Below are 22938 nucleotides of genomic sequence, written 5' to 3' on the forward strand. Positions count from 1 at the left end.
TCGACGCCGCCGAGGGGAATCGCGCGTTTGCCCGCATGAACGGTGAGCGCGTCGGTCCGCGGAGGAACGATGCGAACATCCATCCCGACAAAAGAATTGAATCGAGGGCGGATGGCTTGACGGGCTCGGGTCGAGTTCGCACTCGTTAGCATCGGTAATTGGGGAGGCCGATGTTGCCATTTCGCTCATCGCTGGCGCATGCGTTGAGTACGGCCTCGACGTCCCAAGATGCGTTCGAGAGGGAGTATGAAGAAGCATGGTCCGCGCTCGCGAGGGTCGCGATGCGATCGCTCGTTTTCCCGGAAATCGTTGCATGCATTCGCCATCGGCTTGCTCGTTCTCGCCGCGGGCTTCGGCGCGATGGCGTGTCTCAACGCACGCAGCCGCACGGAGGGTGATGGAGGATCCGCCGCACCCATTTTGCAAATCCAACGAGGCGGTCCGGACGATCTGCTCGACGATCCGCCGGCCGCGCCGACGCCACCGACCAAACCCGCCACACAGCTGAAAACGTGCGCGGCCCGAGACGGCGCGGCGGGCAAGGCCGAGTGGGAGCGCGCCCGTAAACAGCGGCCGTTCCATGTCCAGGCCATTGGTCTCTCCGCGCCGCTCGCGGACGGATGTCGCACACTCATCGTCTTCGAGCCGCCACCGGGAACGACCGTCGATCGACTGATCGCCCTCGCGCCGGCCGTCTTGCGTACGTACTGGGTTCTCCAACACCCCGTGGGTTTCGACGGCTGGGTGCGCGATATCGTCTTCACGATTCCTCCGCTCGGCGAGGATGCGGGCGCCGAGCTCATTGCCTCGCTTCACCTCGAGCTCTTTGGCACGACGTATGGGGCGGATATCCTCGATACGTCCAAGCGGGTGATCCGCCGTCCCATCGAGTACGATCTCAAAATTGGCCCGAGCGAGCTCGCACAATGGCTGCTCGACGAAAATCCGACGGTATCCGCCATCGCCGGCGGGTCTTTGGCCGACGTGGCGACATTGCTCGGTGGTCGTCAATCGGGTGTATTCGTCACCGGCGATTCCGCGCTCGTGATCTGGGCGCTCCCGCGCAATCATCAAAAGATAGCCAAAGCCGAGGCGCGCGAGTTCGCGGTCGCGTCCGATCTCATCGTCGGTGCGCTATCGTCGGGGAGCTCGCTCCTCATCGTGGCGCGCGGCCGGCAGATGTCGTTCGACGAGCTCGCACCGCTGCGCTTCGAGACCTTGGCCATGCTCGCATCGACGAGCTCGGCCGAGCTGGCGCAGAGCTATGAACGAATGAACATCTTCGCCGGTCGCTTCGATCTCCATCGCGACTGGGCGCCCATCCTGCTCAGCCCCGAGCTGGTGGATACGGAGTACGGAAGCCTTCTGAATGTCACCGATCAGATCCTCAAGTCGTGGTCGAATGCGGGGCAGACGCATTACATCCGTTTCGATTACCCCGTTCCGCACAAATGGCCTTTTCAGACGGCCGTCCCCAAACAGCTTCGCGCCTCGACCCTCACCTACAACTGGAACACGAAATCCGCCGGCGCGGCGGTCGCCCTCGCGGAGGATGGCCGCGAGGTCTTTTGGCTGCGGCGCACGGGCGCGCTCAATGTCACGTACCTTCCCGAGCAGGAGAACGCGACGAAGAGAACGGACGACGTCGATCCGGCAAACGCCAGCGCCGTGAGCCTCGCCGAGCTCGCGTACGACGGATTCGCCGCATCGCACGATCCATATCTGACGCGCGTCGTACAATACAATGCGCTTTACCAGATCTTTCGGCACTTTCGAGCGCCCGCCGGCGCGACCGAAACCCAAGCGACCCATCCGCTCGCCGCGATCGCCACACGGCTCCAGCCCGCCGCCGCGGCGCTGTTGACGAAGCTCACCGATGCGCCGCCGCCGGTGCTGGAAGCCGCCGTGACCAAGGCCATCCATGACTTGGCGAGCGATCTCCAACGGCATCATTTGGCAAACGCGTCGCCGAGGCTGCGCGCCTTCGTGGCGGCCTTTCCGTCGCTCGAGCAGAAGGTCCTGGGACGCCTGAAGGCACACCTGGGCGTGTCGCTGCGGGCGAAATACATGAACGAGCTGAAGTCCGTTCAGGACGCCGTCACCTCCCTGTCGGATCACGATCGCGAGAGCTTGACATTTGCGCTCGCCAGCGGCCGGCCGCCCCTTCGAGGGTCCGCGCGTGTCGCGGCCTTGCACGGCGACATCCTGGAGCAGCGTGAGGTGATCCAAGGCCTCATCGATGTCTCCGAGGTGATGAGGAGCTACCAAAGCGCGTTCACGCCGACTCCCGATGCATGGGTGCACACACCGTCCGTCGTCGTATCGTGGAACGAAGGAGGGATGACCGGGAGCTCCGGAGGACACAACCTCGACTCGGCCCTCGCCCGGATCGGCAAAAGTGCCAATCTCGCGCCCGCCGGCCGAGATGGTCTCATCAAGGTGAATCGTCTCGCCCTCGCGGGCGTTCGCCTGGATGCCTCGGGCATCGCGACAGGGCCGACCATCGCGCCGCGTCCCCTCACCACGGCGCTCGGGATCGTCCAGGCCAAGGGCGCCGTCTTGCCCGCATCGAAACAACACGCGCTCGGCTGGAGACCGCTCACGGCGGACGTCGGTCGGACGAAACCAGCAGGGCACATCGGGATCGCGCGACAAACGGGTGGATACCGCGTCGCCATCGGCGGAGCGGGGGACAACTACGAGACCTCGACGATGTCCGACGTGGTCGAGCTGATCGAGCGGCACCCGGTCTCGGAAGGTCGGGCGGTGCAGCTCGAGTTGGACGGCTTCACACCGGACGAGGCGCGTGGCTTCGTCAAATCCGTCGAGCTGCGCTCCCGCGCGAAGATTTCCGGTGTGCTCGAGGCAGACAAGGAGCTCGCGGGATTGCGGCTCGACTTCTCGAAGGCGACGGTGTTCGAGCCCAGGGTCAGCGAGCTGCGGGGCGGCGTCGCGCGGATCGGAATGGCGGTCGAGGTGCCCGTCAGGGGCCAACCTTCGGTGTGGATGCGCATCAAGCTGTTCGTCCGCGGGCTCACCCCCGAGGCGCTCGCACGGGTGGTCGAGGACGTGAAGGCTGCGGTTCTTCGGGTGGTCCAGCGAGCTGCCGGCGGACAGGCGGCCGCCTCGGACGTCGCGACCGATCTTCGAACGGAGCTCGGTGTGCTGCTCGGGGGCGATGGGAAGGTCGAGATCCGCATTCGCAAAGAGGCGACCGACATCATTATTTTGCAAGCGCCGAAGCGAGCACCGCGCACCCCCGGGTCCAATGGCCGAAGCGACCGTGTCCCCGCGTGAGTGCGCGCTCGCCATCGGCGTGCCGCTCACCGAGCGCTCGTTTCTCGACGATCTCGGTCGCGCGAACGCGGACTTCGCGCGGCACGTCCTCGCCGAAACGGGGCTTTCCGCCAGCACCTTTTGGGCGAGGCTTTACGAGCTGCGCGTGGTCCGCCCGGCGCGCGCGGTCATCGAACGCGTGTCGCGCTTGGGGGTGACCGTGGTGCCTTCGGCGACGCTCGCGGATCTCGCCTTGCTCTTCCAGCGTTTTCGCGTGGTAACCCTTTTTACCCATTGCCGTTCTCCGGGGATCGTTCCAGAGGACATCGAGGATCCGGCGGCGTGCATTCGAGCACTGGCCACCAACGAATCGCTGGTGGCACGTCACCTTCGGGCACGGCTCGCGGACACGCCACCGACGCGCGCCGCCTTGGCGCGGGCCCTCGAGGAGGCCATGCTCCCAGCGCGCGCCGTCTACGAGGCCTTGGCGGGGACCGCCGCGAGCGGAGCGGGACAGCCTCCGGCCTTGCTCGTCGACCGCCTCATGATCGAGCTGGAGTGCGGGAGCGCCATTCGTCCCGCGAGCTACATCGAGCTCCGCGACGGCGTGGCGACGTTTCGAGCGTTTCTGGCGACGATCCCGCCCGTGTTCGACGGCGTCGTCGATCTTTCGACGTGCAATTCGGCCATGCTCGCCGAACCGCTCAAGCGACGGCGTCCGTCGTGCCTCGCCATCGCCAACAGGCACCCCGCGACCCCCGCGTTCCGGCTGGCGCGGTACGCCCTGGTGCAGAGGCTCCTGTCGATGCAGCCGCAACGTTTCACGGACGCCGTGATGCGCGTCCACCAGCTCGTGATGGAGGATGGTCGATGAAGGTAGCCGAAGCGCTCGACGATTACGTGAACACCGTGACCCTCGGCCCGGCGAACAAAAAGGCGGCGCTGCGCGAGAGCCTCGATCGCGTTCGCAAGCGCAACGAGGTGTACTTCGTGCTCTGCGCCGGGTTCGTCGTCGTCATGTTCGTGGTGGCGATGGTGCTCATCGTTCGCCACGCGGGCGAGGGATCCGTGTGGGCCGCGACGAGCGTGGTCTTCGGCGCCAGCTTGGCCGGCATGGTTCGCATGATGCTCGGCTTCTGGCGCGAGAAGGTGACGACCGACATGCTCCTCGAGCTCTCGGTCCTCGACGATGCCATCCTGAAGGAGGTGTCGCGCACGCTCCTCGAGCGCCTCGGCGGCTCGGGCAGCGAGAAATCGCGCGGAACGAGCCGCGCTACTTCTTGAAGCTGGTGGTGAACGTCGCCGCGCGCTCCTTGGACTCTTTGCGGAGATCGGCGAGCGCCGTGGGGGCGTTGGGCTTGACGGAGAAGGTGACCCCGCCGGGGACGTCTTTGGCGGCGACGACGGTGTCCTTGAGGACCACCGGGCAGCGGCCGAAGGTGCCTCCGCCGGCGCCGGCGCCGGTGTGGTGCACGCCGGCCGGATCTTGCTTGGCGGCTTCCACCAGCGCCTTGCTGCGGTCGCGGATTTCTTTCTCCGTGGCTTGATCTTTCTTCTCCGACACGACGGTCACGTCGACCCCGTCCTTGCTCTCTTTGACGGTGGTCTTCGCGCCCTGCACGGCGCTCGGGCAGTGCGCCATCTTCCCCTGCCCGGCCGATTCGGCGCCCGGCTTGGCGAGCTCCTGGAGCCGATCGCGCGACTCGCGTTTGAGCCAGTCGAGCTCCTTGGGCTCGCTGGGCTTGACGGTGAGCGCGGCCCCGTTGGGGACCTCGGCGACGGTGACCGTGGTGTTGCGCATCACCACCGGACAGCGCCCGAACGCGCCGCCGCCTTCGCCGCTGCCCGTGTGCTTGACCTCCTGGGCGGCCTTGCTCGCGGCCTCGGTGAGCACCTTGGAGCGCGCGCGGATGTCGGTGACGGCGGAGGGATCGGTGGCCGTGATGGTCACGACCACGGCGTCTTTGCCGTCTTGGATATCGGTCTTGGCGCCGGTGACGCTGCTGGGGCAGTGTGCCATGTTGCCCGACTTCGCCGGCGGGGTGGGCGCCGGAGGCTCGGGCGCGGGAGGTGGCGCGGACGGGGCGGCGCTCGGTGCCGGCGCCGCGGGCTTCGTCTCATTTCCTTTGTCCTTGCAACCGATGGCAAGTACTGCGACTACGCCCAACGCAAGAATCGTCTTCGTTCGCATGGAAACCCTCCCGAGCTCGTAGGCCCAACGGGATCCCAAGACTAACCGACTTTCGCCATGATGTGGCGAGCGCAACGAACTTCCAAACCGCACGCCCGACCTCGAGTACGATTTCGACCATGCTGAGCTCTAGGAGAGAATGAAAAAGACCGCGCCGAAGATCCAACATGGCGTTACGAATCGGCCGCAAGCAGCAAAATTTCGGGCGGACAGCGATTCGGGCAAGCTCGAAGTGGGCGCCGGGGCCGTTGAAAAACTGCGTCGAGGTCACCCGTGGGTTTGGCAACGCACGGTGCAGCGCGGGCTCGAACGGGTTCAGGCAGGCGACGACGTCCTTGTGGTCGGGCCCGACGGAAGCGCGCTTGGCCGGGGCCTCGCCGATCCCGAATCGCCCATCGCCGCGCGGCTGTTCACCAACCTGGGGCAGGCCGACGTGCCCATCGATCGGGCGCTCTTCGCGGAGCGGGCCCGCTCCGCCTTCGCCATTCGCGCAAAGCTCTTTCGCGATGGTGCGACCAATGCGTACCGGCTGCTTCATGGCGAAGGCGACCGGCTCCCGGGCTTCGTGATCGATCGTTACGATGACGTGGCCGTGCTGCGCATCGACGGCGACGGAGCCCATGCGCGGCTCGCGGAGCTCGTGGACGCCGTGTGGCCTCAGCTCGAGGCGCTCGGCGTCGTGACCTTGCTCTTGCGAACCCCGAAACGGCAGGCGCGCGAGCGCGAATCGAAGGCCCCGGCGGACGCCGGCAAGACCGAGACCCTGCGCGGGCGGGAGCCCTCCGAACGGGTGTCGGTGCGCGAGCATGGGGTGCCGTTCGTGGTGGACGTGCTCCACGGGCAAAAGACGGGCGCCTTTCTGGACCAACGCGAGAACCGAAGGCGCACCGGAGCGCTGGCGCCCGGCCGGCGGGTGCTGAATCTATTCTCGTACGCCGGCGGCTTTTCGCTGTTTGCCGCGTTGGGGGGCGCGACGCACGTGACGAGCGTCGACATGGCCGCCGGCGCCCACGCGGCCGCGCAGGCGAGCTTTCGCTTGGCGGGGGTCGATCCGCGCGCCCACGCCTTCGTCACCGCCGACGCGTTTGCGTTTCTCGAAGGCGCCAAGCGGCGCGGGAGCACGTGGGACCTGATCATCAGCGATCCCCCGAGCTTTGCGTCGAACGAAAAATCGTTGCCGCGCGCGCTCACGGCCTACCGCGCGCTGCACCGCGCGTGCGTCGATGTGCTCGCGCCGGGCGGCGTCTTTTGCGCCGCATCGTGCTCGAGCCATGTCGACGCGGAGAGCTTCTTGGCCACCCTCGACGACGTCGCCACCAACCGCAGCGATCTTCGCCTGCTCGAGCACCACGGGCCGCCGCCCGATCATCCGACCTTGCCGGCGTGGCCCGAGGGCCGGTACCTCAAGTTTGCGGTTCTTGGATAGATCATGGACGAGCTCTACAAGGTAGACAACGGCGCCGGCTGGCGCATTTCCCTCAAGCGCGTGGCCCCCGCGCCATCGGCCGCCGGGGCCAAGCGGCCGGCGCTCATCGTGCCCGGCTACGGGATGAACTCGTTCATCTTCGGCTTCCACCCGCGCGGGCTCTCGCTCGAGGGCTACCTCGCCTCGCGCGGCATCGAGGTGTGGAGCGTCGATTTGCGCGGCCAGGGCCGGGCCGAGCGCCGAGGCGGAACGGATCGCTTCGAGCTGGCGGAGATGATGGACGACGTCGACGTGGCCGTTCGCCATGTGCTCTCGCATACGAAGACGGGCGCCGGCCAGGTGGACCTCATCGGCTGCAGCCTGGGCACGGCGCTCATGTTCGGCTATGTCGCGCACCAACCCCAGGCACCGGTGCGCTGCTTGGTGAATGTGGGCGGGCTGGTCACCTGGGTGAAAATCCATCCGGCGCTGCGCGTCGCCTTTCACTATCCGTGGCTCGTCGGCGGCCTTCGCATCCGCCACACGCGGAAGATGGCGGGGGTCGCGCTGCCGGTGCTGGCCCGCTACGCGCCGAAGCTGCTCTCGGTGTACATGAACGTGAGCTCCACCGACGTGACCGAAGCCGCCACCATGGTGCAAACCGTGGAGGATCCGAACCCCCACGTGAACCGCAACATCGCGCACTGGGTGGCGGAGCGGGAGCTCGTGATGCGCGGGGTGAACGTGTCGCGGGCGCTGCGCGGCATGCACCACCCCTTCTTGTGCATCGTGGCCAACGACGATGGCATCGTCCCCCCGGAGACGGCGCGCGATCCGTACGATGCCATTGGCTCCGACGACAAAGAGCTGCTCGCCGTGGGCGATCCGACGTTCCCCATGGCCCACGCGGATTTGTTCTTGTCGACGGGGTGCCAGGAGAAGGTCTTCGAGAAGCTCGCGGCGTTTCTCCTGGCGCGGTAGCGCTCGTGAATTGCGTTTTGCGTTCTACGCCTTTTCGAGCTCGTAAAACGTCAGCGGTCCTTTCTTCGAATAATAGAGCCCGCACCCGAGCGGGGTGAAATGGCGATCGAGGCGGGTGCGGTACCAGCGGGCGGAGCGGGCGCGCTGCGTGGTGTCCGTGAAGTCACGGTCGCAGACCTCTTCGAGATCGCGCTTGGTCACCGCCTCGAGGTAGAGGAAGCCGCGGCTCATGGCGGCGATGTTTTCGATGGCGCGGGTGGCGCCGTCGTCATCGAGGTACGGGAGCACGCCTTGGCAGATGATCAGGTCGAACTGCTCGCGCGTGCGCCAGATGGAAATGTCGCAGCGTTTGTGGCCGTATTTTTTGCAGGCGTGCTCGCTGATTTCGGTCGACAGATAGCGAATGGCCTTTTTGTTGGCGCTGGCGTGCGCGGCGAACCAGTCGCGCCAGAGGCCCGTGCCGGCGCCGACGTCGAGGATGGAGCGGAGGGTGCCGCCGTACCAGGCGATCATGCCGGTGACGCCGCGGGCCAAGTGCGCGATGGACTCTTTGCCGTAGACTCTCGTCTCTTTGGATTCGTAATAGCGCTGGTAATAGGCTTCATCGAAGCGCTCGGCGCTCTCTTGCGTGCCGCTCATTCTCGTCTCTCCACGTTGTCCTCGTTGGCCGCGCCTGTTGGGTCGCGCCACAATGGGCTCTGCTGAAGTAGCTTTGCCACGAGCGCCGTCCACCCCGTTTGATGGTTGGCGCCCAAACCTGCCCCCGTGTCGCCGTGAAAGTATTCGGCGAACGTGAGGTAATCGCGAAAATGCGGATCGGTCGCGAGCTCGCCCAGCGCGCCGTCGGCCGGGCGCCTTCCATCCCCGTCGCGCAGAAAGATGCTCACCAGGCGGCGGGAGAGCTCGGAGCTGACCTCCCACAGGTTCATCCACTTGCCCGAGCCGGTGGGGCACTCCACCTTAAGCTCGTCGCCATAAAAGTGGTGGTACTTCTGCAGCGCTTCGATGAGCAGATAATTCACCGGAAACCAAATAGGCCCGCGCCAATTCGAATTTCCGCCGAAGAGGCCACTCGACGACTCGCCCGGCTCGTACTCCACCCGGTGGACGGCGCCATCGAGCTGCACCGAATACGGATGATCCTTGTGCACCCGCGAGAGGGCACGAACGCCGTAAGGGGATAAAAACTCGTTCTCGTCCAGCACCCGCCGGAGGATGCGCACCAGGCGCTCGGGGCCCACCAAGGACAAGATATGCCGCTTCCCCGACGCGCCCAGCCCCTCGAATTGAGCGACATAGGCGCCGAGCTCGGGGCGGTTGACCACGAACCAGCGCACCCGCTTCATGAAGGCCGGAAAGAGCTGGAGCAGCTCCTCCTCGATGGTCTCCACCGCGAACAGCGGGATGATGCCCACCATCGAGCGCACCTTGAGGGGCGCGTACTCGCCGCCGGGGAGGCGGAGCACATCGTAGAAGAAGCCGTCTTCTTCGTCCCAGAGGCACACGGAGTCGGCTTCGTCGCTCGGGAGCGCGCGCCTGCCGCGCCGGCCCAAGTTGCGCGGGGCGCCGTTCATGGCGCGGGCGATGTAGAGGAAGTGCTCGAAGTATTTGTTGGCGACGTCTTGGTAGCTGGGGTTCTCGCGCGCGAGCTCCAACGACATGTTGAGCAGGTTGAGGCAGTACATGCCCATCCAGCTGGTGGCGTCGGCTTGCTCCAGGGTCCCGCCCTCGGGCAGCGCGTTGCTGCGGTCGAAGACGCCGATGTTGTCGAGCCCCAGAAAGCCGCCCTCGAAGACGTTCTTGCCCTCCGCGTCCTTGCGGTTGACCCACCAGGTGAAGTTGAGCATCAACTTGTGAAAGACGCTCTCCAGGAAGGCGCGATCGCGGTGGCCGGTCATGCGCCGCTCGATCTGGTAGACGCGCAGCGCGGCCCACGCGTGGACGGGCGGGTTCACGTCGCCGAAGTTCCACTCGTAGGCCGGGAGCCGGCCGTTGGGATGCATGTACCATTCACGCAAAAGCAACGTGAGCTGCGTGCGGGCGAACTCCGGGTCGATGAGCGCGAATGGCAAACAGTGAAAGGCGAGATCCCACGCGGCGTACCAGGGGAACTCCCATTTGTCGGGCACCGAGAGGATTTCGCTGTTGTAGAGGTTTCGCCAATCGTGATTGCGCCCGCTCTTGCGCTCGGGCGGCGGGGCCGGAAACGCAGGATCTCCGCGGAGCCACCGGTCGACGTCGAAGGAGTAATATTGCTTGGTCCAGAGCAGGCCGGCCATGGCCTGGCGGTAGACGTTGCGCTCCTCGGCGGTGAGCTCGCGCGGCATGATGGCGTCGTAGAAGGCGTCGGCCTCGGCGATGCGCTCGCGGAAGACGGCGTCGAGGAGCTCGGGCTCGAGGAGGCCATCTTCGAGGCGGCGGTCGGTGAGGCGCAGGTGCAGGACCTTGGACTCGCCGGGGCCCAGCTCCCAGCGCACGTGCGCGGCCGCCTTGGTGCCGCGCCTTTCGGGGTCGACGGCGCTCTTTTCGCCGGCGATCACATAGCGGTGAAAGGCGTCTTTGGTAAAAGACGCGCGGTTCGGCGCCCCGTAGAGGCGCTCGAAGTTGGTGTCGTTGCCGGTGAAGAGCAGCTCGGGATCGCCTTCGATGTGGAGCCAGCGCGCGCCCAGGTGGCTCTGGTCGAGCGCGAGCGCAAGGTGGTTGTGCGGGGCGCGGGGGCTCGGCTCGGCGCGGACGATGCCATCGGGCACCGCGGGCTCTTGCCAGCTCCAGGTGTTGCGGTACCAGATCGTCGGCAAGAGGTGCACGGGGGCGCGGGCCCGTCCGCGGTTGGTCACCGTCAAACGAATCAGGATGTCCTCGACATCGGCCTTGGCATACTCGATGAGCACATCGAAGTAAGCGTCGTCCTCGAATACGCCGAAGTCCCACACCTCGGGCTCGGGGACATTTCGACCGGCGCGGGCCGAGGCCTCGCGGATGGCGTCGCACGGGATGGGGCGGTGCGGATATTTGTAAAGGGCTTTTGCGTAGCTATGTGTGGGGGTGGCGTCGAGGAAGAAGTAAACCTCTTTGACATCCTCACCGTGGTTGCCTTCGGGGCCGCTCAGGCCGAAAAGGCGCTCTTTTAGGATGGGATCGCTTTCGTTCCAAAGGACGGGCGCAAAATGCAAGATGCCGCGGTTGTCCGAAATACCGAAAAGGCCGTCTTCGCCCCAGCGGTATGCGCGTGCGCAAGCGTCCTCGTAGGACAGATAGCGCCATGCGTCGCCGTTGACCGAGTAGTCCTCGCGAACGGTGCCCCACTGCCGCAAGCTGAGGTACGTGCCCCAGCGGCGCCACTTTTTTCCGGTGCGGGCCTCTTCGAGGCGGGTGCTTTCTTTCGTCGGCGCGGAGCGGCTCATCGTGGTGATGACTATCACGCCGATGCTAGTATCGAACGCGTGACCGGCGGACCGCCTTCGAAGACTGGAACCATCCCGCCCGTTTCGGCCCCGCCGCCGAGTTATCGGGAGGGCCCGCGTTCACCCGCGCATACGCCGCCGGCGCCGGTGAGCACGCATGCGCCATACCCGCCGCCTCCGCCGAGCTTGCGGGATGCGGGCGCGGGCGGCGCGCCACCGCCGACGCCCAATCATGCGGTGCCCCATCCTGCGGCGCCCCACCATGGGACGCCCAACCATGAGGCGCACGCCACGCCGCCGTGGCAAGCGACGACCGTTCCGCTTCCTCCGGTTGCTCCCCTGGCTCCTCCGGCTCCTCTGGCTCCTGCGCAACCGCATCCCCAAGCGCAGCCCCATCCGCCGCCGCCGGCGGGCCGGGATCCGGCGCACGCGCTGCGGTCGAGCGCGACCTTTGCAGCGCCGACGATGGCAGCGCCGACGATGATCGGCCCGCCGCCAATGAGCTACCGCGAGGGCGCACCCTCGACGAGCATGCAAGCCGTGCCGATGCCGGCGGGGTTTCACTCGACCCCGGCGATGGCCATGCCGCGCATCACCGTGCAGTACCCGCAGGTCGGGGCCATTCTCACGTCGGCGCGGGGCCACTACGAGGTGCAGTCGGTGGTGGGCTCCGGGGAGTTCGGCGCCGTTTACGAGTGCGTGGGCCCGTTCGACCAGGTGTACGCCGTCAAGATGATCCGCCCGGCGAACCGCCCTTATGGCGAGGTGCACGCCGAGTGGGCGCGCGAGGTGCAGCGGCTCATGCTCCTACGCCACCCCAATGTGGTGTTCATCTACGACGCGTTCGAGGAGAACTTCCTCTATTACCTGGCGCTCGAGCGGTGCGATCACCCGCTCACGGCGATGCTGGGCCACCCGATGCAGGAGGGGCTCGTGATCGAGCTGGCGCGCCAGCTGCTCGCCGCCGTTCAATTCCTGCACGACAACGATATCGTCCACGACGATCTGCACCCGGGCAATGTGCTCATCTCCCATGCCGATCGGCCCATCGTGAAGATCAGCGACTTCGGCATCAGCCACGAGCTACGGGGGGCCCCCGCCATCCGGCCCAATGTCGTACATCACAAGATTATGGCGCCGGAGGTGGTTGCGGCTGGTTATACAAGTAAGCAGAGCGACCTTTATCAGGTCGGGCTCCTCCTCTACTGGATGCTCACCGGCACACCGGCGCTCGCTCTGGAGCTCCCGTATCAAGAGCTGATTCGCCAAGTGGGCGGCGGGGAGCCAAGGCGGCGGGCGGAGCAAATCGGGACCCCGCTCGGGCATCTCATCGCCAAAATGCTGCGCCGGCGAGAGGTGTACCGTTACACCTCGGCGCGCGAGGTTTGGGCCGACCTGCGAGCCCTGCCAGCGTGGCAGAATCGCGATCTCTTTCGCGCGAAGTAAGTTCGGGTTCTCCCGGGCGCCAAAGGACGCCGCGAGGCTGAAACTTACGCTACACTTGGGGGCGACATGGCCGCTGCGCCCGCTCCTACGTTGGTGCCGTCGTCCATTGGAAAGTACGCCGTCGTGCGCTTTCTGGGGACCGACGCGGATGTCGAACGCTTCATCGTGCGGGCGGAAGCGGGCGGCGCGGCGGCGCCACGTCTGGTCCTCGAGCGGGTCAACCGAGCGAACGTCGAGGCTGCCGATTTCGACGCCTTTACGCGGCGGGCGCGGCGCATCGCCATGCTGCGGCACCCCCATGTTCCGCGCGTACGCGATGTCTACACCACGCAGGATCACGCGGTGGTGGTCACCGAGTTCATCGAGGGTGCGACCTGGCCCCAGCTCGATGTGCGCGCGCAAAAGGACGGGAAGAAGCCGCTGTCGTTCGAAGGGCGGCTCAAGCTCCTGGTCGACGCCGTATCGGGCCTGGCGGCGCTGCATGCCCTGCGCGAGCCGGGCTTTCGCGCCGAGGAGACGGGCAAGATCCCGTCGATGATCCATGGCGATGTGACACCGTCGGGGATCTTGATTGGCACCGACGGCCTCGCGCGCCTGCTTCGCATCCACCGCCGGCCGCTGCGGCCACCCGCGGGGCCCCTCGACGAGCGCAACGCGCGCAGCGCCCCCGAGATCCTGCTGGGCGACGGCACGGCCGATGGCCGGGCCGATGTGTATTCGCTGGGCGCGATGCTCTGGGAAACACTGGCCGGGCGGCCCTTGTTCACGCAGCGGACGGTGACCGAAATGTTGTCTCGGCAACTTTCCGGCGATATGCCGCTGGCGCCCTCCCCGCCTTCGACGCCTTGGGCGGCGATGCTGGTGGAGATCGCGGCGACCGCGCTGGCCGTCGATCCCAAGCGGCGCTATCCGACCGTAACGGATTTTGGCGTGGCGCTGCGCAACATCGCGGCGCACCACTTGCCGGGGGATGCGGAGGTCGCGCGGGAGGTGTGCGCGATCCTCGGCGTCGAGGAGCGACCGGCGCCGGTGGCCACCGCGTCCCAGCGGCATCCCCCGAACGGGGCGGCCACGCTGGCCGGGTTGGTGCCGGATCTCGAATCCATCGACGAGCGTTGGTCCAAGGCCCCCTCGACCTTGCCGCCCGCGGCGCCTGGGCCCCCGGCGCCGCCAATGCCCACCGCCGCACCCGCCCCACGGCACACCGCGCCGATGTTGCCGCCGCCATTGCGGCAGTCCTTGCCGTCCGCAGGGCGTCCTTCTCCGCGGGCGCAACCGCCGCCCGTGCCGTCGTCATCGCGGGGGGCGGCCGCCGCGGCTTCGATGCGAGGAGGCGCAACGGCGTCACCTCGGGCGGTGCAGGCGGCGGCGCATACCGCGGCGGCGGTGGCCGTGCACATGGCGCCGTCGGCGCCATCGCCGCACGGCGCGCAGGCGGCCGTGCAGGTGGCGCCCGTGCGCGTCGTCGAGCCCCCACCGTCGTTCATGATGAAGGTCCCCGGGGCGGAGATCCCTACACCGGCGCCGCCGACGTACCGTGAGCCGCCGGGGGTCGGGCGGTCGCGCACGAGCGAGATTACGGCGCTCAAGGATCGCCCGGCGTGGCGGCGGCGGCGCATCATGATCGTGGTGGCGCTGCTGGTGCTCTTCGTCTCGGTCACCGTTTGTTCGCTGACCTTGCTCTTCCGGGGCTCGAAGGCGCCCGAGGGGATCGCGGCATCGACGGCGCCTGCGGCATCGGCGCAGGGCGCGCCGCCGGCCGAGGCGCCGGGGGCGCGGGGCACGGCGGCGGCTGCACCGTCGAAGGCGTCGGAGCCCGCGCGCGCGACCGCTGCGCGGGAGCCCGCACCGGTGGCTGCGCCAACGCCGCAGCCTCCTCGGGCGCAGCAGCCGGTGGCGGCATCGCCACGGAACGAGTCTCCGGCGCGTGCGCGCGGGCCGTCGGCGGCAGCGGCCTCGGAGAGCGCGGAGGACGTGGTCCCTGCACCTCCGGCGCCGCCGCCGAAGGCGGAGACCGCGGCGCCTTCGAAGGCGCCGGCGGTGTCCAACCCGGCGCCGCCGAAGAGCTCCGCGCCGCGCTCGAAGCACAAGGTCTACGTGCCTCTGGGGATCTAAACGGAATGCGCTCTCCTCTCATTCGCCTCATTTGCCTCACTCGCCCTCATCGCGGTTGCATCCCTCGTCTCGCTGCCGTCTTGCTTGCGTCATCCCTGGTCGTGTCGGCGGATTGGGCCTCGGCGGCCGGGGTCGATCCCTCGAAGGCCACGCCCGTTCAACGCGAACAGGCGCAGTCGCGCTTCCTCAAAGGGCGCAAGCTCTATGACGCGCGAAACTATGCGGGGGCGGCCGAGGAGTTTCGGGCGTCGCACGACATCGTGGCCAGCCCCAACTCGCTGCTCTTTCTGGCGCGGTCCCTTCGCCAGAAGGGCGATCTGGTCGCCGCCTATGTCGAATTCGACAAGGCGCGCGTGGAGGCGAAAGAGCTCGCCCGCGACGACGTCCGCTACGAAAAGGCGGGCGAGGCGGCGCAGCTCGAACGCGACGCGCTGACGGGCAAGCTCGGCTTCGTCATCGTCGACGTCGAGCACCCCACCGACGAGACGACCCTGAAGATCGCCGGCGATACCATGCGCCGCGCGGGATGGGGCGAGCCTGCGCCGGTTCTCCCGGGCACCACGCAAATCGAGGTGAGCACGCCCGGCAGGCCGCCGGTCACCACCTCGGTCACGGTGGCCGCAGGCCAAACGGAGCGCACCCGGCTCGACGTGAACTCCGTGGCGCCGCTCGCGGAGAAGACGGCGCTGCCCCCTCCCCCTCCGGCCAGCGACGATCGCTCGACCTTGCGGACCGCCGCCTATGTCGCGGGCGGCGTGGGCGCCGCCGGGTTCCTGACATTCATCGTCTTCGGGCTCCTGAACAACGGCACCTACGGCGATCTGGAGTCGGCGTGCGGCAAAGGCCCGTGCCCGGCTTCGCGGAGCGGTGACATCGACAAGGGGAAGTCGCAGCAGACCATCGCCAATGTCGGCCTGGTGTTCGGGCTCCTCGGCGCGGGCGCCGGGGTCACCTTGTTCGTCCTGAGCCAACCGCGCAAAGGCGACGCGGCGGGCGCCCCGAGCACCAGCACGAGGCCCCGCCCCCAGGGCGCTTGGTTTACCGCGCCGCCCCGCACCGAAGCGGCGGCCTCGGACGGCCGCACCCGTATCGTCTTCGGTCCAACCGGGGTGGAGATGCGAGGTACGTTTTGAAGAGCATGCGTCGTGTATCTTGTCTCGCGGTACCGGTGACGCTCTTCGCCTTTGCGGCGAGCCTCGTGCTCGGTGCCTGCACGCACGACTACGACGTCTTCAAGCCGCGCGGCGACGCCGGGCCCGATGGCTCGCGTCCTTCGCGGCTGGAGACCGCGAACGACGCCGACGACGCGGACGAACCTCCGTCCGAGTAGGGGTCGCGTTCGAGTAGCCCCGATCGGAGTCGCGCGCGTTAGCGGAGCGGGCGCTCGATGGCCTGCTGGCATTGCGCGCGGAGGACGGCGCGATCGAGCTCCCAGACGGCCACGGTGCATGCCGCCGAGGGCGTCGGGGCGAGCGCGCTGCCGAACGTGTGCACGCGGCGCGTTGCGCGGGCGAGGTCGTCGCGGCCGTAGATGCCGTGTGCGGGCTCGGGCTCGCCTCGGCAATGGCTCTCCACCAGCACATCGGCGCCCGTCGCGGCGATGTAACACGCCGTGGTCCCCGCGAGGAGGTACGGGTGCACATCGTCGTTGGCGAGTCCGTCCAAATTGACGACGTGCGAGTCGGACACGTACCCGGCGATCCCGGCTCGGTACGAGACGGCGCGCCTTCCCGTCGCCCGCACCCACGCACCGGCGGCGGCCAGCGCGCCATGGTGCGGCCAGATGGGGGCGCCCGCGGCCACGAAGCCGGCGGCCGTCATGACGGCGAGCGCGCCGCAAGGGACGGCGGGGTGCGTCGCCCGAAAGAGCGCCCGCGAGGCCGCGCCCAGGAGGATCGCCAGGGGGACGATGAAGTGCGCCGTGTACCACGGCTTTGGCTCGTTGATATCCATCGCATACACGGCGTACGTGCCCACCGCCGTGACGAGCGCCGCCCAGACGGCCACCGTATCGCTGCGCGCGAGGCCGTACGCGCCCGTTCGGAGCGGCGGCGGAATGGCGAACCGCGCGCAGCGCCGATTGATCCACGCCACGAGGATGGCGGCGCCGCACGCGAGGGCGCCCGCCCAGAGGCTCGCGGGGGCCGGTGTTTCGGTGGACCACCACCCGAACGGGAGCGCACGCCACGCGACGCCCAGCATTCGAAGCGGCGCGATCCCTTGGGTGACGGCCCAATGTGCCTTCATGCGCGCGCTGCCTTGAAAGAAGGAGCCGGTCATCCACCAAAGGCAGAAGCCGTGGCCGAGAAAGGTCGAAAGCGCTCCCCCGACGGCCAAGCGGGCGGCGCGCAGCCGGGGCCCATCGGCCAGCGCGCATCGGCGCGCGTCGAAGTGGATGGCCGTAAACACACCGAAGGCCGAGAGACCGACGGGGACGATGGAGTCGATGCGCGCGAGCACCGCAAAGGCGCCCACGGCGAAGCAAGGACCACCGTCCCCGCGCAGCATGAGCAGCATCAGCATCGCCTGCGACGCGACGGCCAAAGGCCACTCCACGAGCATCAGCGGACAGCTCGCGCACGCGCCGCCCGTGAACACGAGCAAGGCGCCGCACGCGGCGCGCGGATCGTTTCCCGCGATGCGAAGCACGCACGCGGCGGCCGCGAAGGTCGACGCAAAACCCAGCGCGCCATGGATGGCGAGGAGCGTATTTGCATCGGCCGTCGTTTGCGCGACGAGCGACGCGATGAACGCGTAGAGCGGGTGAAAGGACGCGGTGCGGCTGATGCCGGCGTCGAAGGTCCACTGGCCGGACCCGACGAAATTTCGAGCCAGATTGAGGTAATAGAACCCTTCGTCGGGGACGCGGGCGATCTTCGACTCGAACGGGAGCCGGCAAAAGCGCACCAGGCAAGCCAATTGAACGACGCCGAGCGCGAGCAGGAAGAGACCTCTCACGCCCCGGCTCGAAGCGCGCAACGTAGTTCGGTTCATTTGAAATCGCTCGCCGCGTGAGGCGGCGCCGGCGCAAGGAGCAGAGAAAGTTTCGAGCAAGGCCCGACACGGTCGAGTGGGCCCGACACGGATGGATGTCCCGCCCTTTGCGCGTGGATCGACCTTTCTCGCGGCGCGGGCCTTTGGCTGCTATTTCTTCGGCATGCCCAAACAAGCTTATCCACTTCCCACCGCGACGGCGGCATGGTCCGTTCGCGACGCGGATCTTGCGGACCAACTTTCGACGGAGCCCGGCGACGCGTTCCCACCGGTGTTCGCCACGTCGAGGATGATCGCCTTGATGGAGATCGCCGCCGCGCGCGCCCTCCACCCCTTGCTCGAACCCGGCGAGCTGTCGGTGGGCGTGAAGGTCGACGTGCACCATACGGCGCCGACCCCTCCGGGAGCCACCGTCACGGCGACCGCCCGCTTCATCGAAATGGCCGGCAAGCTCTATCGCTTCGAGATCGACGTCCGCGATGACGCGGGCGAGATCGGACGCGGCACACACGAGCGCGCCATCGTGCACGTGGCGCGGCTGGTGGACGGCGCCTCGAAACGACAACGCACGTAGATGCACGCGGCATGTCGCGCGCGCCGCTCCCTGCGCTCGACGCGTTGCACGGCATGTCGCGCGCTGCGCCCTGCACGCTGCGCCTTGCACGTCCGCGCGACGCGTGACGCGCGCTCGACGCCTTGCACGCGGCATGTCGCGCGCTGCGCCCGCACGCTGCGCCTTGCACGTCCGCGACGCGCGCGCCGTGCCCTACTCTCGACGCCTTGCACGCGGCATCTCGCGCGCGACGCGCTCTGCGCTCGACGCGTTGCACGCGGCATCTCGCGCGCTGCGCCCCGCACGCTGCGCCTTGCACGTCCGCGCGACGCGTGACGCGCGCTCGACGCCTTGCACGCGGCATCTCGCGCGCTGCGCCCTGCGCGCTGCGCCTTGCACGTCCGCGACGCGCGCGCCGTGCCCTACTCTCGACGCCTTGCACGCGGCATCTCGCGCGCCGCGTGTTGCGCCTTCGAGCTAGAGCGACACGTCGTCGCCCGGCGACGGAAGTTGCGGAGTTTTGCCCGGCTTAATGCGCTTTTCGGCGTCGAGGCGCTCGTTGTGAACGAAGTCGCGATGCGCCTTGGCGCGGGTGCGCCAGGGATCGGCGGGGTCGGCTTTTTCGTAGTAGCCGTTCCACAGTTCTTCGGCTTGACGCAGATGGAGCAGCGCCTCGGGCCCGCTCTTGGCGCTGCGCGCCAGGGCCATCTCGCGCAGACCGAAGTACCAAAGGCGCTCGTAGGCGGGGACGAAGAACACGTTGACCCTGTCCTCGATGACCCGGCGATGGTCGATTTCGGTCGCCCACTTGGCCTGGGCCATGGCGCCCGAGGTATCGCCGGAGCGATCGAGGGCCACCGCGAGACCCCATACGGCCAACACGCCGGTGTCGCTGGCGCTCGCCACCAAGCTGGCGAGTTGAATCGCCTCGCGGTAACCGGTGATGGCGTCCTCGAGGTGACCAAGGCGCATCTCGGCCTCCGCCAAGTTCAACGTGGCCGTGACCCTCCCCGAGCCGTAGGTGGAGCGCTCCAAGTACTTCGTGTACGCGTCGCGCTCTTTGCGCGGCTCGTTGCCGTGCGCGTAGGCGTACGCCAAAGTCAGCCACGCATCTTCGGCCGCCGGATGATCGGGCGCCATCGCCAGCGCCTTTTCGAGCACCTTGGCCGCCGCGGCATGCCGGCGAAGCGCCTCGTAGACGGTGCCCAGATCGAAGCGCAGACGCACATCCGGGCTCTCGGCCGCGTTGGCCTCCTCGAGGATCGCGCGCGCCTCCTCCAGGCGCTTCTCATGGTCCATTGCCCCGGGCTGCACCGACTCGGACTGGATCATCCGCTCGCGCGCGCGCACGTGCACCTCGTAGGTGCGGCGCAAGTACGGTTTTTTGACGGAGTCCCACGCGCTGGGCGGCGTGTCGGCGCGCGCCGGCTGCACACCGGCCGAGAGCGATGCCACGGCCACCGCCAAAACCGCAGCGGCCATTCGACCGCGAAGGAGCCGGACGATGCGCTTCATGGCTGGGACCTCGCCGCTTTCTCGGCGCGCTTCGGGCCCAAAGCGCCTGCCGCATTGCCGCCGTGTGCGCGCGCGCGGGCGTGCGCCACCCAAGGGGCACCCGGTGACGTGTCGGCGTATTTCTGCCACGAGAGCCTCGCCTTGGCGGGATCGCTCGCCTCGAGCGCGATGGCCGCGAGCGCCTCCGTCTCGCCCTCGCTCACCGGCGGCGTGAGGAGCTGGCGCGCGCGCGCATCGGACAAAGTCGGCCAAGGGTTGGCGAGCGGCCGCTCGAGCAGCACGGCGCGCGCTTCGTCCCGCGCGCCCAGGCGGTCGAGGGCCAGCGCCAGGCCCAAGATGGCCACGGCTTGCGGTGTATCTTGGGCATCGCGTCGCGCCTGGCGGAAGATGGAGATGGCCTCGTCGAGCCCGCCAGGACCGCGCCACATGGCCAAAAATCCGGCTTCGACATAGGCCGGCCCGCGCTCCGCGAGCGGAAGCAAGGTGGCCCGCGGAAGGAGCATGCGATAGGCCGCATGTCCGTCGTCGGGGTGCCCCGCTCGAACGGCAACGCGCGCCCACGCCAGGAGCGCCACCGCATCGTCGAGGGCGCGCGGATCGCGGATCCGCGCGGTGTTCAGGGCGTTGTAGGCCTCGAGCCAGCGTCCGAGCTTGGCGTAGGCGCGGCCGCGCAGCACGGCGGGCGCGGTGTGCCCGGGCACCATGCGATCGGCTTCATCCGCGATGCCGAGGACCTCGTAGGCCATGGTGGCGCTGGCGGCCAGCTTCGAGGCGCCGCTCGCCAGCAGATCGCAGTACTTGCGGAGCGCGGGGGTCTTGGCCCGCTCCCAGACGTTGCCGGCGTGCGGCCCTTCGGTCGCCGTGCACTCGAGGGGGCGGGCGTTCGAGACCAGCTGCGCGATCACCGCCAGTGCGAACAAGCTCGACGTCACCCGCGTTCCCTCCAAGCTCCAAAGGAGCTACGTAGCGCTAACCGAACACTTCGTCGACGAGGATGGTCTCGTCGCGGCGGGAGCCCACGCTCACCAGAACCACGCGGCAGCGGGTCTCGCGCTCCACGAACTCCACGTATTTGCGGGCGGTCTCGGGCAGATCGGCCAGGGTGCGGGCGCCGGAGATGTCCTCTTTCCAGCCCGGCAAGGTTTGGTAGACGGGGCGCGCCCGGTCCGCATCTTCCAGCGGGAACGAGGAGCTCACGCCGTTCGGCGTCTCGTAGCCGGTGCACACCTTGATTTCGGAGTGCCCGGTGAGCACGTCGAGCTTGGTGAGCGCCAGGCCATCGAGGCCGTTGATGCGCGCCGAATAGCGGACGGCACAGGCATCGAGCCAGCCGGTGCGACGAGGCCGCCCGGTCACCGAGCCGAACTCGGCCCCGGCCTTGCGCAGGCGCTCGCCCACATCGTCCGTCAGCTCGGTGGGGAACGGACCGCCACCGACGCGGGTGGAGTACGCCTTCACCAGACCAATGACCTTCCCCAGCCGGGTCGGACCGACACCGGTGCCCGTGGAGGCTCCGCCGGCGCTCGCCGTCGACGACGTGACATAGGGGTACGTGCCATGATCGATGTCGAGCAAGGTCCCTTGCGCGCCCTCGAAGAGCACATTTTTTCCGGCGCGAAGCGCCTCGTCGATCATCTCCCCCGTATCGGCCAAGAGCGGAACGATGCGCTCGCGCACCGCATCGACGCTGGCCATCACCTCGGCCAAGGACGGCAAGGTTCCACCGAGGGCGGCCACCGACGGCTGCCACGCCTCGAGCGCTCGGCGCACGAGCTTCTCGGTGCGCGCGCGGTCGCGGAAGGTACCCAGCGGGATACCGCGACGGGCCATCTTGTCCTCGTAGCAGGGCCCCACACCGCGCTTGGTGGTACCGATCGCGTCCGCCCCCTGCTCGCGCAAGGTATCGACGGCAACATGGTACGGGAGGATGGCGTGTGCCCGCTCGCTCACCACCAGCTGACCTTCGCCCACATAACCGCGGCGTTGCAGCTCATCGATCTCGTTCACCAACGAGGTCGGGTCGATCGCCATTCCTTGCGCCAGTACGCATCGGGTATGCGCGCGCAAAATGCCGCTCGGCACCAACCGCACGACCACCTTGTCGTTGCCTACGACCAGGGTATGCCCCGCGTTGGGACCTCCGGCGTAGCGCACGACCATCTCGGCGTGCTCGGTGAAAATATCGACGATCTTCCCCTTACCTTCGTCACCCCATTGGGCTCCAACCACGACGACAGCACTCATTTTGCGGGAGCCTACAACAATTGAGTCGCTCCGCGGCGCGAAACGCACGCCTTCGCGCACACCATCCAAGAGATATCGGCCGCATCCCGCCGTGTCCGTACGCGCCCCGCGCGAACGCGCACGTGTTTTCCACTCGGGCTCGCGATCGATCTTGCCATTCTCGAGAACTTGCGAACTCTTGCGCTCGTAACGATGCCGCTCGCGCAAGCGCGGGCATCAAGCGCCCCGTCCGCTCGGCTTCGTCGTTCGGCTCTTCCCGTCGTGCCCGTCCATTCGACCTTTCGACCCTGACGATGCTTACGAGCAGCGACCCTGCGGCATCCAAGCACGGGACAACGGTGAAGTCGTCGGCGACGCGCGCAACGGTCTGCGGCTCGTAGAGCATGGCGGAGTGCGTGGCGGTTTCGCGGGACTGTGGCATTGTTGTAGCCTCGGACGATGTTGGAGTGAGGCCAAAGGCGGCCCTTTCGACCTCGTTTCGATGGCGCGGCCAGCCGCATAAAAACTGAATATTCTCCAGCATTTGAAAGTGTGGAGGGCGCTATGGATCCGCCGGCATCGGGACGGCTTGAGACGCGCTCTCCCGCACGGCTACGGCTGACGCACAGTCCTCGGAAATTCCATTGAGGGAAGCGACGTCGAGCGCGGTGATGCTCAGTTCGAAACGATGTACCTGTGCCTCGACATCACGGAGCGTCCATGAGGCCGCCGCCCGAGCGCGCGCGATGCACCGACCTGCTTGGGTGCTGCGCGATCGTCGACGAAAGCGGCTTTTTCGCGTCGCGATTTTCGGGTCGAGCGAACGATGGATGCG

17 protein-coding genes are annotated in these 22938 nt (G+C 67.8%); 10 read left to right on the top strand and 7 right to left on the bottom strand.

What is annotated here, in order from left to right:
- Window positions 1–309: 309 nt before the first annotated feature.
- The 3 genes from LZC94_24455 to LZC94_24465 are packed head-to-tail and all read left to right on the top strand — an operon-like array spanning window position 310 to window position 4560.
- Window positions 310–3297, top strand: coding sequence for a hypothetical protein (locus LZC94_24455; GenBank protein ID WXB11025.1), 2988 nt, complete (start codon window positions 310–312; stop codon window positions 3295–3297).
- Window positions 3269–4150: a hypothetical protein gene (locus LZC94_24460; GenBank protein ID WXB11026.1), complete on the top strand. Its 882-nt coding sequence runs from the start codon at window positions 3269–3271 to the stop codon at window positions 4148–4150. Before LZC94_24455 ends, LZC94_24460 begins: the two co-directional genes overlap by 29 nt.
- Entirely contained in the window at window positions 4147–4560 is a 414-nt protein-coding gene (locus tag LZC94_24465) for a hypothetical protein (GenBank protein ID WXB11027.1), read from the top strand. The genes LZC94_24460 and LZC94_24465 overlap by 4 nt, the downstream gene beginning before the upstream one ends.
- Here the strand turns inward: LZC94_24465 and LZC94_24470 are convergent.
- Entirely contained in the window at window positions 4550–5467 is a 918-nt protein-coding gene (locus LZC94_24470) for a hypothetical protein (GenBank protein WXB11028.1), read from the bottom strand. The genes LZC94_24465 and LZC94_24470 overlap by 11 nt on opposite strands.
- A gap of 139 nt (window positions 5468–5606) precedes the next feature.
- On the opposite strand from LZC94_24470, the gene LZC94_24475 reads away from it, so the two are divergent.
- Window positions 5607–6893 carry a class I SAM-dependent rRNA methyltransferase gene (locus tag LZC94_24475; GenBank protein ID WXB11029.1) on the top strand — a complete coding sequence of 429 codons (1287 nt, stop codon included), beginning with the start codon at window positions 5607–5609 and terminating at the stop codon, window positions 6891–6893.
- Window positions 6894–6896: 3 nt separating this feature from the next.
- A complete protein-coding gene (locus LZC94_24480; protein ID WXB11030.1) occupies window positions 6897–7853 on the top strand; it encodes a lysophospholipase in 957 nt (318 codons plus the stop codon).
- A gap of 24 nt (window positions 7854–7877) precedes the next feature.
- Here LZC94_24480 and LZC94_24485 read toward each other — a convergent pair whose 3' ends face one another.
- Window positions 7878–8492, bottom strand: coding sequence for a class I SAM-dependent methyltransferase (locus LZC94_24485; GenBank protein WXB11031.1), 615 nt, complete (start codon window positions 8490–8492; stop codon window positions 7878–7880).
- Window positions 8489–11257: a glucosidase gene (locus LZC94_24490; protein ID WXB11032.1), complete on the bottom strand. Its 2769-nt coding sequence runs from the start codon at window positions 11255–11257 to the stop codon at window positions 8489–8491. The genes LZC94_24485 and LZC94_24490 overlap by 4 nt, the downstream gene beginning before the upstream one ends.
- Before the next feature lie 465 nt (window positions 11258–11722).
- On the opposite strand from LZC94_24490, the gene LZC94_24495 reads away from it, so the two are divergent.
- The 4 genes from LZC94_24495 (at window position 11723) to LZC94_24510 (ending at window position 16148) form a co-directional block, all read left to right on the top strand.
- Window positions 11723–12703, top strand: coding sequence for a serine/threonine protein kinase (locus LZC94_24495; GenBank protein WXB11033.1), 981 nt, complete (start codon window positions 11723–11725; stop codon window positions 12701–12703).
- A 66-nt stretch (window positions 12704–12769) separates the two neighbouring features.
- Complete coding sequence (locus tag LZC94_24500; protein WXB11034.1) at window positions 12770–14818, top strand: protein kinase; 2049 nt, start codon at window positions 12770–12772, stop codon at window positions 14816–14818.
- An 80-nt stretch (window positions 14819–14898) separates the two neighbouring features.
- Window positions 14899–15951 (top strand): tetratricopeptide repeat protein, encoded by a 1053-nt coding sequence (locus LZC94_24505; protein ID WXB11035.1) that lies wholly within the window; start codon window positions 14899–14901, stop codon window positions 15949–15951.
- A 5-nt stretch (window positions 15952–15956) separates the two neighbouring features.
- Window positions 15957–16148, top strand: coding sequence for a hypothetical protein (locus LZC94_24510; GenBank protein WXB11036.1), 192 nt, complete (start codon window positions 15957–15959; stop codon window positions 16146–16148).
- A gap of 38 nt (window positions 16149–16186) precedes the next feature.
- Here LZC94_24510 and LZC94_24515 read toward each other — a convergent pair whose 3' ends face one another.
- Entirely contained in the window at window positions 16187–17776 is a 1590-nt protein-coding gene (locus LZC94_24515) for a hypothetical protein (GenBank protein WXB11037.1), read from the bottom strand.
- A gap of 127 nt (window positions 17777–17903) precedes the next feature.
- Here LZC94_24515 and LZC94_24520 point away from each other — a divergent pair, with 127 nt between their 5' ends.
- On the top strand, window positions 17904–18386 hold the full coding sequence (locus LZC94_24520) for a hypothetical protein (protein ID WXB11038.1): 483 nt from the start codon (window positions 17904–17906) through the stop codon (window positions 18384–18386).
- 456 nt (window positions 18387–18842) lie between these two features.
- Here the strand turns inward: LZC94_24520 and LZC94_24525 are convergent, their stop codons facing one another.
- From LZC94_24525 to LZC94_24535, 3 genes are read right to left on the bottom strand one after another with little or no spacing between them, the layout of a single operon-like run.
- Window positions 18843–19880 carry a tetratricopeptide repeat protein gene (locus LZC94_24525; protein WXB11039.1) on the bottom strand — a complete coding sequence of 346 codons (1038 nt, stop codon included), beginning with the start codon at window positions 19878–19880 and terminating at the stop codon, window positions 18843–18845.
- On the bottom strand, window positions 19877–20812 hold the full coding sequence (locus LZC94_24530; GenBank protein WXB11040.1) for a hypothetical protein: 936 nt from the start codon (window positions 20810–20812) through the stop codon (window positions 19877–19879). Before LZC94_24530 ends, LZC94_24525 begins: the two co-directional genes overlap by 4 nt.
- Before the next feature lie 37 nt (window positions 20813–20849).
- A complete protein-coding gene (locus tag LZC94_24535) occupies window positions 20850–22124 on the bottom strand; it encodes an adenylosuccinate synthase (GenBank protein ID WXB11041.1) in 1275 nt (424 codons plus the stop codon).
- Window positions 22125–22938 lie beyond the last annotated feature (814 nt).

The sequence above is a fragment of the Sorangiineae bacterium MSr11954 genome (genome assembly GCA_037157815.1).
Classification (GTDB): Bacteria; Myxococcota_A; Polyangia; order Polyangiales; family Polyangiaceae; genus Pendulispora; species Pendulispora albinea.

Coding starts and splice junctions, on each gene's coding strand:
- LZC94_24465 (WXB11027.1), top strand. CDS start 4,147: ATGAAGGTAGCCGAAGCGCTCGACGATTACGTGAACACCGTGACCCTC.
- LZC94_24470 (WXB11028.1), bottom strand. CDS start 5,467: ATGCGAACGAAGACGATTCTTGCGTTGGGCGTAGTCGCAGTACTTGCC.
- LZC94_24480 (WXB11030.1), top strand. CDS start 6,897: ATGGACGAGCTCTACAAGGTAGACAACGGCGCCGGCTGGCGCATTTCC.
- LZC94_24500 (WXB11034.1), top strand. CDS start 12,770: ATGGCCGCTGCGCCCGCTCCTACGTTGGTGCCGTCGTCCATTGGAAAG.
- LZC94_24490 (WXB11032.1), bottom strand. CDS start 11,257: ATGAGCCGCTCCGCGCCGACGAAAGAAAGCACCCGCCTCGAAGAGGCC.
- LZC94_24485 (WXB11031.1), bottom strand. CDS start 8,492: ATGAGCGGCACGCAAGAGAGCGCCGAGCGCTTCGATGAAGCCTATTAC.
- LZC94_24460 (WXB11026.1), top strand. CDS start 3,269: ATGGCCGAAGCGACCGTGTCCCCGCGTGAGTGCGCGCTCGCCATCGGC.
- LZC94_24520 (WXB11038.1), top strand. CDS start 17,904: ATGGATGTCCCGCCCTTTGCGCGTGGATCGACCTTTCTCGCGGCGCGG.
- LZC94_24475 (WXB11029.1), top strand. CDS start 5,607: ATGAAAAAGACCGCGCCGAAGATCCAACATGGCGTTACGAATCGGCCG.
- LZC94_24495 (WXB11033.1), top strand. CDS start 11,723: ATGGCAGCGCCGACGATGATCGGCCCGCCGCCAATGAGCTACCGCGAG.
- LZC94_24535 (WXB11041.1), bottom strand. CDS start 22,124: ATGAGTGCTGTCGTCGTGGTTGGAGCCCAATGGGGTGACGAAGGTAAG.
- LZC94_24510 (WXB11036.1), top strand. CDS start 15,957: ATGCGTCGTGTATCTTGTCTCGCGGTACCGGTGACGCTCTTCGCCTTT.
- LZC94_24525 (WXB11039.1), bottom strand. CDS start 19,880: ATGAAGCGCATCGTCCGGCTCCTTCGCGGTCGAATGGCCGCTGCGGTT.